10 protein-coding genes and 1 pseudogene are annotated in these 10,935 nt (G+C 69.2%); 6 read left to right on the top strand and 5 right to left on the bottom strand.

The annotated features are described in order from the left end of the window. Nucleotides 1-1,018: PDDEXK nuclease domain-containing protein (locus tag J1C73_RS28750; RefSeq protein WP_242644845.1), on the bottom strand; the 1,018-nt coding region annotated here is incomplete at its 3' end. A 210-nt stretch (nt 1,019-1,228) separates the two neighbouring features. Between J1C73_RS28750 and J1C73_RS28745 the strand changes: the two genes are divergently transcribed. After that, nucleotides 1,229-3,079, top strand: coding sequence for a bifunctional metallophosphatase/5'-nucleotidase (locus J1C73_RS28745; RefSeq protein WP_207318933.1), 1,851 nt, complete (start codon nt 1,229-1,231; stop codon nt 3,077-3,079). Between the two features lie 270 nt (nt 3,080-3,349). Continuing rightward, nucleotides 3,350-4,243 (top strand): phosphatidylinositol-specific phospholipase C, encoded by an 894-nt coding sequence (locus J1C73_RS28740; protein ID WP_207318932.1) that lies wholly within the window; start codon nt 3,350-3,352, stop codon nt 4,241-4,243. 14 nt (nt 4,244-4,257) lie between these two features. On the opposite strand, the gene J1C73_RS28735 is transcribed toward J1C73_RS28740, so the two are convergent. After that, nucleotides 4,258-4,743, bottom strand: coding sequence for a hypothetical protein (locus J1C73_RS28735; RefSeq protein ID WP_207318931.1), 486 nt, complete (start codon nt 4,741-4,743; stop codon nt 4,258-4,260). 836 nt (nt 4,744-5,579) lie between these two features. Continuing rightward, nucleotides 5,580-6,041 (bottom strand): ATP-binding protein, encoded by a 462-nt coding sequence (locus J1C73_RS28730; protein ID WP_207318930.1) that lies wholly within the window; start codon nt 6,039-6,041, stop codon nt 5,580-5,582. 238 nt (nt 6,042-6,279) lie between these two features. Here J1C73_RS28730 and J1C73_RS28725 point away from each other — a divergent pair, with 238 nt between their 5' ends. The 3 genes from J1C73_RS28725 (at nt 6,280) to J1C73_RS28715 (ending at nt 8,644) form a co-directional block, all read left to right on the top strand. Next, nucleotides 6,280-7,131: a helix-turn-helix domain-containing protein gene (locus J1C73_RS28725; protein ID WP_207318929.1), complete on the top strand. Its 852-nt coding sequence runs from the start codon at nt 6,280-6,282 to the stop codon at nt 7,129-7,131. Nucleotides 7,132-7,144: 13 nt separating this feature from the next. Beyond that, nucleotides 7,145-7,339, top strand: coding sequence for a DUF397 domain-containing protein (locus tag J1C73_RS28720; RefSeq protein WP_207318928.1), 195 nt, complete (start codon nt 7,145-7,147; stop codon nt 7,337-7,339). Between the two features lie 927 nt (nt 7,340-8,266). Further along, nucleotides 8,267-8,644 carry a nuclear transport factor 2 family protein gene (locus tag J1C73_RS28715; RefSeq protein ID WP_207318927.1) on the top strand — a complete coding sequence of 126 codons (378 nt, stop codon included), beginning with the start codon at nt 8,267-8,269 and terminating at the stop codon, nt 8,642-8,644. Nucleotides 8,645-9,035: 391 nt separating this feature from the next. Here J1C73_RS28715 and J1C73_RS28710 read toward each other — a convergent pair whose 3' ends face one another. Beyond that, nucleotides 9,036-9,575: a YbhB/YbcL family Raf kinase inhibitor-like protein gene (locus J1C73_RS28710; protein ID WP_207318926.1), complete on the bottom strand. Its 540-nt coding sequence runs from the start codon at nt 9,573-9,575 to the stop codon at nt 9,036-9,038. A 118-nt stretch (nt 9,576-9,693) separates the two neighbouring features. Between J1C73_RS28710 and J1C73_RS36290 the strand changes: the two are divergent. Next, nucleotides 9,694-9,807 (top strand): annotated as a pseudogene (locus tag J1C73_RS36290) (VapC50 family PIN domain-containing toxin); the annotation flags it as partial. 23 nt (nt 9,808-9,830) lie between these two features. Here J1C73_RS36290 and J1C73_RS28705 read toward each other — a convergent pair. Continuing rightward, nucleotides 9,831-10,935: HAMP domain-containing sensor histidine kinase (locus J1C73_RS28705; protein ID WP_207318925.1), on the bottom strand; the 1,105-nt coding region annotated here is incomplete at its 5' end.

Genomic DNA, 10,935 nt, shown 5'->3' with positions numbered 1-10,935 from the left:
CCTCGGCGGCGGGCAGCAGCGCGCGCATCCGCTCGGGCAGCCCGGCGTACGTGCTGACGGCCAGTGGCTGGTTGTGGCCGCGCAGCGCGTACTCGACCATCGCCCGGTCACGGCTCTCGGCGATGAGGATGCCGAGGGTGGGCTCGTCACGCTCCTTGTCCCGGACCAGGTCGTCGACCACCGAGACGTAGAAGCCGAGCTGGCCGAAGTGCTCGGGGTGGGCCTTGCGGGTCTTCAGTTCCAGGACGACGTAGCAGTGCAGCTTGCAGTGGTAGAAGAGCAGGTCGATGCGGTACTCGCTGTCGCCCACGACGATGGGGTACTGGCGGCCGACGAAGGCGAAGCCGACGCCGAGCTCGGTGAGGAACCCGACGAGCCGGGACACGAGCGCGTTCTCCAGATCCCGCTCGGCAGGCCGGCCCTCCAGCTCGGTGAAGTCGAGCCGGTAGGGGTCCTTGACGATCTCCTTGGCGGCCGCGGAGCGCTCGGGGATCGTGGCATCGAAATTACTGAGTGCGGCGGCGTGGGAGAGATGCAGGGTGTGATGGATCGCTGAGGTCAGATCGTCCCGGGACCAGCCGTTGGCGACTGCGTGCTGGATGTAGAAGTCCAGCTCGGGGCGGGTCTTGCACTTGTCCATGAGGACCTGGAGATGGGCCCAGGGCAATTGTCCAGCAGCCTGCTGGACAATTGGCTCAGGCCACAGACGCGCCAGCTTCAGCATGTAGTGCAGGCTGCTGCGGGAGAATCCGCGCTGGTTCGGGAACTCGGTACGCAGCTCGGTCGCGATACGTCCCACGACCTTGGCGCCCCACTTCTCCTTCTGCTGCCGCTCCAGGATCGTCCGTCCGATCTCCCAGTACATCTGGAGCATCGCGGTGTTCACCTTGAGCTGCGCGCGCACGTGCGCGCCCCGCACGATCGACTTCAGGTCGTCGATCATCTCGTGGAAGTGCGGCGGCAGTTCGGCCCCCTGCTGAACGGGGACGACTGCCTTCGATGTGGTGGTGCTGTCCATGGCAGACAGATTTGCTGACTTGATGCAAGCCGTGACGTTTCTGCTTGCATATGTACGCCATATGGGTGAATGGCCCCGTTCCGATCACACGGCAACCAGTTCGTAACCCCGGACACCTGTTGCGCTACGCGCGTTGACTCTAGGCTGCGGCACGAAGTCTCCAGACTCGTCACCACTCTCAAACCTCCCGCTGAACTCACAAGGGGACCGATGTCAGCGACACCGCAGAAGAACCGCGCGCCCCGGCGGGTGCTCGCCGCCGCAGCCGGTCTTGCCACCGTCGGAGCGCTCGTCGCGGCCATGCCGGCCGGCGCGCAGGAGCGCGGGCACGGCAAGGACCACGGGCACCACAAGCCGGCCCGGACCGTCGATGTGCAACTGCTGTCCTTCAACGACCTGCACGGCAACCTTGAGCCGCCGGCCAGCTCTGCCGGTACGGTGCCGACCGGGGGCGTGGAGTACCTCGCCTCCTCGCTGCGCACCGCGCGCAAGGGCCACCCGTACTCGATCACCGCGGCCGGCGGCGACATGGTGGGCGCGAGCCCGCTGCTGTCGGGGCTCTTCCACGACGAGCCGACCATCGAGGCGCTCAACAAGATCGACCTCGACGTGACGAGCGTCGGCAACCACGAGTTCGACGAGGGCGCCACGGAGCTGGCCCGCCTCCAGAACGGCGGCTGCCACCCGGTCGAGGGGTGCTACGAGAAGGGCAAGAAGTTCAAGGGCGCCGACTTCCCGTACCTCGCCGCCAACGTGACGAGCGAGAAGACCGGCAAGCCGATCCTCAAGCCGTACACGGTGTGGAAGAAGAACGGCGTCAAGATCGGCTTCATCGGGGTGACCCTGGAGGGCACGCCGAACATCGTGACGGCCAACGGCGTCAAGGGCCTGAAGTTCCACGACGAGATCGAGACGGTCAACAAGTACGCCAAGGAGCTGGACCGCCAGGGCGTCAAGTCCATCGTCGCCCTGATCCACGAGGGCGGCGTGCCCGCCTCGTCGTCGTACAACTACGACTGCGACAGCCCGGCTGCCGGTGACGGCATCTCCGGGCCGATCACCGACATCGCCAAGGGCATCTCGTCGAAGGTCGACGCGCTGGTGACGGGCCACACCCACCAGGCGTACGTGTGCACGATCCCGGACCCGGCGGGCAACCCGCGCCTGGTCACCTCGGCCTCGTCGTTCGGCAAGATGTACACGGACACGACGCTCACCTACGACCGTCGCACCAACGACATCGTGCGCACGGCGGTGAAGGGCTCCGGTACGTCGAAGTCCTCGAAGCACCACGGGCAGCCGCAGCACCCCGCGCCCGCGAACCCGGTCTCGGCGAACCACATCGTCAACAGGGACCAGGCCCCGGCCACGGACATGACGGCCCTCATCGCGCGCTGGAACACCCTCGCGGCGCCGATCGCGAACCGGCCGCAGGGCTTCATCTCGGCCGACATCAACGGCCGCAGTTCCACGGCACCGGAGAAGCCGCTCGGCAACCTGATCGCGGACGCGCAGCTGGAGGGTCTGGCCCCGGCGGACAAGGGCGGGGCGGTCGTCGCCTTCATGAACCCGGGCGGCATCCGTGCCGACCTGGTGTACAAGGCGTCGGGCAGTGAGGGCGACGGCGTGGTGACGTACGGCGAGTCGTTCACCGTGCAGCCGTTCACCAACATGATGAACGTCCTCGACCTGACCGGTGCGCAGCTCGTCAGCGCGCTCCAGCAGCAGGTCAGCGGCTCGAACGAGGCCAGCCCGAAGATCCTTCAGGTGTCAAAGGGCCTCACGTACACCCTGGACATGACGAAGTCGGGCGCGAACCGGGTGGTCGCCGACACGATCAGGCTGAACGGCGAGGCGATCGACCCCGCCAAGACGTACCGCGTCGCGATGAACGAGTTCCTGGCGGGCGGCGGCGACGGCTTCGCGGCGCTCGGGCAGGGCACCAACAAGCTGGTCGGCGCCTCCGACCTGGACCTGTTCAACTCCTACCTGGCCGCGCACTCCACGGCCGCCGCGCCGCTCGCGCCGCCGGCGACGGACCGGATCACGGTCATCAAGTAGGACGTACTCAGCGGGAACGCGGGGGCGGTGGGCCGGACGGCCTGCCGCCCCCGTCCGCGCTCTGCCGTACGAGCCACCGCACCCGGCCGCTTCCGGGTGTGCGAAGGCGGCGAGGGACGACCCGGCGCGGCCGCGGCGCGGGAGTCACCCGATCCGGCCCCTCCCGGCCCCCTTCGGCCGTGCCGGTTGGGGAAGCCGTATTCCGTAAGTGACGTGCACCCGTCATAATTCGTGAGCTGACCCCCACACGGCACACGGAGGCACTCCCGTATGAGCCCGTACATCGGTAACCGCCGGAACTTCCTGGCCGGCGCACTGGCCGTCTCCGCCACCGCTCTCCTGGGCGCGGCGCCCGCCCGCGCCTCGGCCCGCCAGACCCTCACCACCCAGGACTGGATGAGCGGCATCGCGGACGCCACCGATCTGCGGCGGCTCACCATCCCCGGCTCGCACGACTCGGGCGCCCGCTACGGCGGGCCCTGGACCGAGTGCCAGAACACCACGATCGCCGAGCAGTTGAACAGCGGACTGCGCTTCCTCGACGTGCGGTGCCGAATCACCGGCGGCTCCTTCGCGATCCACCACGGGGCCTCGTACCAGAACCTGATGTTCGGCGATGTCCTGGGCGCCTGCTGGGACTTCCTGGCCGCGCACCCCACCGAGACCGTGCTGATGCGGGTCAAGCAGGAGTACTCGGAGGAGAACGACGCCGCGTTCCGGGCGGTCTTCGACGACTATCTCGACGTCAGGGGCTGGCGGCCGCTGTTCCACATCGATCCCGCACTGCCGGCGCTCGGGAAGGCGCGCGGCAAGGTCGTGCTGCTTGCCGACAACGGGGGTCTGCCCGGGGTGCGTTACGCCGATCCGGGGCTCTTCGACATCCAGGACGACTACATGGCGGAGCCGTTCGCCAAGTACCCCAAGATCGAGGCCCAGTTCCGCAAGGCGGCCGCGCAGCCGGGCAAGCTCTTCATGAACTACGTCTCGACCGCCGCCCTGATGCCGCCCCGCTGGAACGCGGACCGGCTCAACCCGCAGGTCCAGTCGTTCCTCGAAGGCTCCGGGACGGCCGGCTGGACCGGTCTCGGCATCGTCCCGCTGGACTTCCCGGCTACCCGGTCCGGGCTGGTGGAATCGCTGATCCGGCACAACCCGGGGGCCTGAGGCGCCGTTCCGGGTCACGACGGGGAGCCGGTCGCGAGGGCGGCCCGTTTGACGGCGTAGGCACACAGCCGGGTTCCGTAGAGGTCCAGGGCGTCGTCGGGATCGTCGTCGTAGTGGCTGGCCACTTCGTACCACCGGTCCCACGCGTAGAGCCGGGCGTGGCGGCGGTCGGCGTCCGTACGCGGCGGGGTGTCCAGCTGCCTGCTGCTCAGCCACCGCTGCCACTCCTGGTGGGTGGCGGGGTCGGCCGCGAGTTCGGCGTCCGCCGTGGGGGCCGGTGCGGCAGGCCGGTCCCTGGCGAGAGCGGCGGCGATGTACGCGGCCGGTCGTGCGGGGCGCCATCCGACGGCCATCCCGATGAGTTCGGCGGCGATGTCGTGGGCCTCCAGGCCCCGGTCGATCAGCGGGCGAAGTGCGAAGGCCAGACGGCGCAGGCCCTCCGGCTGGGTCCAGCTGACGAGCGGACGCACCCGCCGCGCGATCTGGATGTCACGGGCCACCTGCCACGGGCTCCTGACCGATGAACTTCCTTCGTTCCCAGGTCTCCTGGGAGGCGTCGCGCTCGCACGTCGCGCGCACGTGCGCGAGGTGTAGTTGAAGCCCCCGTCCAGATCAGAGGTCGGTACGTCGTGGTGCCGCCCAGGAGAATGGGGTGCAGGCTGTGCATAAACTCGCCTGCGAGCACGCCCGTTGCCCACAGGGTGTGGATTCGGCCGGACGACGGTCTTCGCCGCGAGCGCCCGTCCCTTGTCCGTCACTCCGGCGACCCGCGCCCGGTACCCGGCACCGTCGAGCCGGTGCCCCATCGCCTCGTCGTACGCGGCCGGGACCGTCGCCGCGTAGATCGTCGCCGTAGCGGTGTACGGGCGGCCCGGGAGCCGGAGGTTCTTCTTCGTGCCGTGCCGGTGCCACACCAGCGCGCCCAGTTTCCCGCAGCACCCGGACGTGACGCTTCACCGTCGCCGTTGACACCCCGCACCGTGCGGCTGTGCCGTCGAGGTCGTACAGGACGAAGCCCAGCCGGTAGTCCATCCTGGCCGCCAAGTCCCGGGCCACGATCAGCGTCGTCTCTGTTGCGCGCGGGTGCAGACGGGCGCCGACCAGCCACGTCACGGCAGGCAGCCACGCCCGGGGCTGGGCTTGCCGAGCGGGCGTCGAGTCGACCTCTTGCATGGCGCGGGGAACTGGGGCCCAGGCCGGAACCGGGCATGGCGAAGGAGCGCAGCGCGAAGCCGCGCCGGTGGTGGGGCGCATTGCGGTCCGTCGGGGTAGGCGCAGACCGGGGGCGGCGGGCCGGATGGCCTGCCGCCCCCGCTTGTGTGGTGTGCCGGGACGGTTACGCCCGGCCGTCGTCGAGGACGGGCCGCCCGAGCGTGAACCAGACGACCTTGCGGCCGGGGTGATGCTCGCCTGCGGTGTTCGCTCCCCACGCGAGGGCGAGGCTCTCCACGATCATGAGCCCCCGCCCGCGCTCCTGTTCGGGTCCCACGCACAGTGCGCGCAGGAGCGGCGGAGCGGCGGGCCCGTCGTCCGTCACGGCGACGGTGACCCGCTTGCGGTTGACCGCGACGTGGACGCGGATCAGGGCCGTCTGGGTGTGGCGGTGGGCGTTGGTGACCACTTCGGTGACGCAGATCTGCGCATCCTCGACCAGGTCGTGGTGTCTGCTGAGGCTCAGCAGCGAGGTGACGAAGTCACGCGCGAGTTTGGCCGCGCTGGCGGTGTTCGGCAGGGTGAGCCGGTAGGTCTCGCCGCCGAGCGGATTGACGGGCCGGGGAGGTGTAGTGGCGTGGCTCATGTCGTACTCCCAACGCACTGCGGACTGAACGGGTGTGTCGCTCGTTGAACGGCGGCAGTCGCCGTACGGGGCAACGCAGCTCTGTACGGCCGAACTTCGGCTTTTCCTGCGTGCCGATCGGTGTAGGTACTACCGTAATGATGTGTATCAAGTGTTGTGGATCTATTCATAACTAGAGCAAGAAATAGACCCCTTCGAGGGATGCGGACACACTGGGATTCGACAAGAGGAGAGGCTGATGCCACCGAGGAAGCCCCCTACCGCGCGGCAGTGCCGACTGGGTGCGGAGCTGCGCAAGATGCGCGAGCGGGCCGGTTTGCTGCCGACCGAAGCCGCTGCCCTGCTGGGTACGGACCGCACCACGATCAGCAACACCGAGTCGGGCAGGTTCGGAGTGAGCGGCACGCGCGTGCGCACGTGGGCCGCCGCCTATGCCTGCCCCGACGCGGCCTATATCGACGCGCTGGTCGATATGGCTGAGGAGCGGATAAAGGGGTGGTGGGAGGACTACCGCGGTGAACTTTCGGTGAGCGCACTCGACCTGGCGGAACTGGAGCACCATGCGACCGGATTCCGGTCCGTGCAGATCATGCATGTGCCCGGGTTGCTCCAGACCGAGGACTACGCACGTGCTGTCTATGCGGAAGCGCTGCCCGTGCCGACCCCGGCCGGTCTGCGGCGGAGGCTGTCGCACCGGCTCAGGCGGCGGGACGTTCTGGACCGCCCGGATCCGCCCATGTGTGTCTTCCTGATCCATGAGGCGGCCCTGCGGATGCAGTACGGCGGGCGCAAGGTCACGGCCGGCCAGCTCGACCACCTGTTGAAGGAGTCGGAGCGGGACAACGTCACGGTGCGAGTGATCCCGTTCTCGGCGGGCGGCTTCCCGAACTCCGGGAGTTCCACCCACTATGTCTACGGTCCGGTCGCGCAGCTCGACACGGTGCAGACGGACACGCCGAGTGGCTCCGGCTTCGTGGATGCCGAGGCGCGTCTTCTGACCTTCCGTGCGGTGCTCGACCGGACGGAAGGCCGATCGCTCGATCCGCAGAGTTCAAGAGACTTCATCAAGGAAGTCGCAGAGCAAGTATGAAGGCGTGAGAAGCATGGATATTCAGTGGCGAAAGTCGTCCAAGTCCGCCGATGCCGACGGCGACAACTGCCTGGAACTCGCCGAGAGCGGAGGGGAGATCCTCATGCGGGAAAGCGACAACCCGGATGTGGTCGTCCGTACGACCCGCGTGAACCTCCAGGCGTTCCTGAGCGGGGCGAAGGCCGGCGAGTTCGATGATCTGGTGTAGCTGACCACGTCTCGTCCGTCTCGGGTGGCCCCCCACCGGCGCAGGGTGGGGGGCCACCCGTTCTGCTGCCGGCTGCCTGCTGCGTGTGGCGGGTTGTTCGTCTCACTCGTTAGAAATCAAACGCTTGATACGGATCTGCATCACGCGCTAGCTTCGTGACGTGGCGCCACGGGCTGACCCGGTGGCGGCCAACACCCCTGGTCTCTGCGCGGATTGGGGGGTTCCGACGGGCCTCCTTGCCTGCCGCTCGTCACGCCGGTTGCGGGCAAGGAGGTCCCTTGGGTGAGCCTCAGGAGGCGACGTGGTGAGTGATCCCGAACCCGCGGCCCCCGCCGCACAAGCGTTCTGGTGCGAGCGGGTCACGTTCCGGACGATAGAGGCGGACGAGATCGCCGACGTCCGCCGCTCTTCCACCCCGAGGCCGACGGACGCGATCCGGCAGATCCGGGTGGACGTGCGTTCGCTCGCACCTGAACTGCCGCCCCTGGAGCGGCACCGGGCTCTGAGCTGGGTCGACGGCGGAGGCTGTATCGGTGCTCTCGGGTCCCTGCACCGGGGTGAGCCCTGCGGATTCTCGCTCAGTCATCGCGGTACGTGGATCGAGTGGACCGTGCGTCCCCACGCGGTCCTCCACGTCGGCGGCAGGACCCGGCTCCCCGTACTCGGCGACTCGCCTCGGGCTTTCACGAGGTGGGTTTGTCCGATGCTCGATCAATCGTCGACTTCACCCCGCCGCGCGAGCAGGACCTGACCGTTGCCGGCTTCGGCCATGCTGCTTGACCTGGTGCGACAGTTGAGTGTGCCGAGCCCGCGCTCCGTCGAAGCCACCGCCGCGCTGGTTGGCGCTGTGACCGGGATGGTTCACCGTGGTCGGGAGACGGCTCACGGGGCGAGCGCGGTCCGCAAGGCGACTGGTATTACTGGTGCATGCAGGAAGAGGCCGCGCGGTCGGCGATCGACACGTTCATCTCCGCGTTCAACGCCTCGGACGACAGCTATGTGACTGCGCTGCTCTCCCAGGCCCTGACCTCGGACGTGGTCTTCTGGGGACCGTTGGGCCGCAGTGAGGGGATCGTGGCGGTCGAGCGGTTCGTGCTGGACATCCGGCGCCACCCCGCGGGGACCGGCACGATGGTGCGCTGTTCGGCGGTGGACATGCCGGACGAGTGGGCCCGGTACCAGTGGGTCTTCACGACGCCGGATGGAGGCCCCCGCCTGGCGGGAACGGACGTCGTCCATCTGCGGCGGAGCCTCATCGACCAGGTCATCGTCTTCGCGGGGGAGATCGAGCCGTCCACCTCCTGAGTCATTCTCCTCTGGCGCCGTCCTTCTCCTGAAACGGCCCCGTTCGGGGCTCCGGGTCTGCCCAGCCGAGATCATCTTCACAACGCTTCGGTCGTCCGCGCTTGGCCACGAGCGGACCGATGATGCGCTGTGGCTGTGTAGGTTCGCGCGCTGGCCGAGCTTGGTGGGGCGGGTGGTGGACAGCATTAGTTGACCCTGTCGCCACAGTCGGGGGCGTCCGAAGCTTCCTGTAGCTTCGGGCGCCCTTTGTGACCGGCCTCGGGGCTGGTGGCCGGGAGGGTTAGGCGTGGGGAGTGGTTTGCCGGTTCGCCGCGGTCATCAGCTCCTCCACCTGGACGTTTGCCCAGGTGGAGGGCCCAGTTGTACTCGACGCGGGGTGCATGGCTGTTCTTCAGGCGAGAGTCTCAGCGGTGGCGGTCAGGACCGCGCGGCCGAGGATGTGGCCGGCCATGGTGAAGCCGAGGACGGCCGGGGTGGCGTCTGCGGGGACGCCGATGGTGTCGACGTCGAGGGCGTGCACCACGGTGAAGTAGCGGTGCGGGCCGTGTCCGGCCGGCGGGGCGGCGCCGATGAAGCGGGCCGCGCGGGCGTCGTTGGGTAGTTGGAAGGCGCCCCCGGGCAGGCCCGAGCCGGTGTCGTCGCCGGCGCCTTCGGGCAACTCGGTGACGGTGGCGGGGATGTCGGCGACCGCCCAGTGCCAGAACCCGGAGCCGGTGGGGGCATCGGGGTCGTAGACCGTGACGGCGTAGCTCCTGGTGCCTTCCGGGGCACCGCTCCAAGAAAGCTGTGGGGAGACGTCCTTCCCGCCGAGAACGCCGGAGAGGCCGGAGTACTGCTCGATCGACCAGGCGGCGCCGTGCGTGACGGTGGTGCTGACAACGGTGAAGGAGGCCGCCTCGGGGAGGCGGGCGAAGGGGTTGTCGGAGCTCATGGCGTCGTTCCTTTCATGCCGTGCTGTGGGGTGGTGGCGATGCGGTTGACGGAAGTCCCGCCGTAGCGGCGTCGTCACGTTTCGCTCAGGGCAGCGCGGCCTGCGTAGTAGCACTCCGGTGGACGTGTTCGCGGTACTGCGGACTCAGGCGGAGAGGTACCGGCGCGATCCGCGTGATGTGCATGGACTGCTCGACCGGCTGGCTGTCGGAGGGGCTCCACAGTTCGCGGCGGAGTTCCGGCGGCGCCCGCCCCCTCACCCCAGCGGCGCGTCCGGCGGCGGCTGCGGCGCCCCCGGCAGCCGGATCGTGGCCACCGTGCCGTCGCCGTCGTCCGCCGGGAGCAGGGCGATCTCGCCGCCCGCCTGCTGGACCGTACGCGCGACGATCGACAGGCCCAGGCCGGAGCCGGGGAGCTGGCGGGCGGACGGGGAGCGCCAGAAGCGTTCGAAGACGTGCGGGAGTTCGTCGGCGGGGATGCCGGGGCCGTGGTCGCGGACCGTCAGCTCCCCTCGGTGCAGGACCACGTCGATCGTGGCGCGCGGCGGGCTGAACTTCACCGCGTTGTCCAGGACGTTGACGACCGCCCGCTCCAGCGCGGCCGGTTCGGCGCGTACGTACCAGGGGGCCAGCTCCGCCGTGATGGTCAGCTCCGGGCCGCGCAGGCGGGCGCGTTCGAGGGCGGTGCGGGTGATGTCGTGCAGGGCGACCACCTGGAGCGGGCCGGGCTGGGCGGCGTCCGGACGGGCCAGTTCCTGGAGGTCGCCGATGAGCGAGGCCAGTTCGGTCATCTGGGCCTTGACCGAGGACATCAGCGCCTTGCGGTCGTCCGGCGGGATGGCCCGGCCGGTCTCGTCGCTGCGGGCGAGGAGCTCCACGTTGGTGCGCAGGGAGGTCAGGGGGGTGCGCAGCTCGTGCCCGGCATCCGCGATCAACTGGGCCTGGCGGTCCCGGGAGGTGGCGAGCGAGGCGGCCATCGAGTTGAAGGACCGGGAGAGCCGCGCGATCTCGTCCTCGCCGTCGACCGGGATGCGGACGGTGAGGTCCTCGGTGCGGGCCACGTGCTCCACGGTCTCGGTGAGTTCGTCGACGGGACGCAGACCGGAGCGCGCGACCCAGAGACCGGCGGCGCCCGCGCCGACCACGCCGACGCCGGAGACGATGGCGAGCATCCAGGCGAGCGTGGACAGCGGCGCGTCGATCTCGCTCAGGGGACGGGCGACGGAGACCGCGAGCTGGCTGTCCGCCGCCCCGCCGAGGACGATCCCCGGCAGCTTGCGGGTGTAGACCCGCATCTCCTTGCCGTCGTCGTTCTTCGTGGTGTGCAGGGTCTCGTGCCGCAGACCGGCCGCCACCGCGATA

Origin of the sequence: Streptomyces laculatispora (assembly GCF_017353455.1) — a bacterium.
GTDB classification, from domain to species: domain Bacteria; phylum Actinomycetota; class Actinomycetes; order Streptomycetales; family Streptomycetaceae; genus Streptomyces; species Streptomyces laculatispora.
The sequence above is the reverse complement of the archived record's forward strand: the minus strand, read 5'-3'. Positions and strand labels throughout refer to the sequence as shown.